Here is a 585-nt window from a genome sequence, read left to right on the forward strand (position 1 = left end):
AATGGAACATTCCAGACGGTCATCGGAGAAGTTGAAGACCTTAACCCTAGGAAAGTGACGTCGGTTATTTTGTGTAGCGGTAAAGTTTATTACGACTTACTTGATTATCGTCGTAATAATGAGATCACAGATACAGCGATTGTTCGTATTGAGCAGCTCTATCCATTCCCTCACGACGACTTAGTTTCCGTATTCAACGAATATCCGAAGCTAAAAGATGTCGTTTGGTGCCAGGAAGAACCACAAAACCAAGGTGCTTGGTATCCAACTCAGCATCGAATGCGCGGAGCTCTAAAAGAAGTCACTGAAAAAGTCTATTTGCGTTATGCCGGGCGTGAAGGTTCAGCCTCACCAGCAGCAGGTTATACCTCTGTTCATGTCGAGGAACAGGCAGCCCTTGTTAAACAAGCTTTCGATAACGAATAAATTTTAAGGATTGGAAATGTCTATAGAAATCAAAGCGCCAACCTTCCCAGAATCTGTAGCAGATGGCACCATCGCTACGTGGCACAAGCAGCCTGGAGAACAAGTTTCTCGAGACGAGTTAATCGTCGATATTGAAACAGATAAAGTAGTACTAGAAGT

The 585-nt window shown here is 43.6% G+C and carries 1 protein-coding gene and 1 pseudogene; both read left to right on the forward strand.

The genetic code is table 11. The features are described from left to right. Positions 1-426: pseudogene (locus A3762_RS05475) on the forward strand (2-oxoglutarate dehydrogenase E1 component); the annotation flags it as partial. Between the two features lie 16 nt (positions 427-442). Further along, on the forward strand, positions 443-585 hold a 143-nt coding region (locus A3762_RS25670; RefSeq protein ID WP_304439268.1), incomplete at its 3' end, for a biotin/lipoyl-containing protein.

This window comes from Oleiphilus sp. HI0125 (assembly GCF_001635355.1).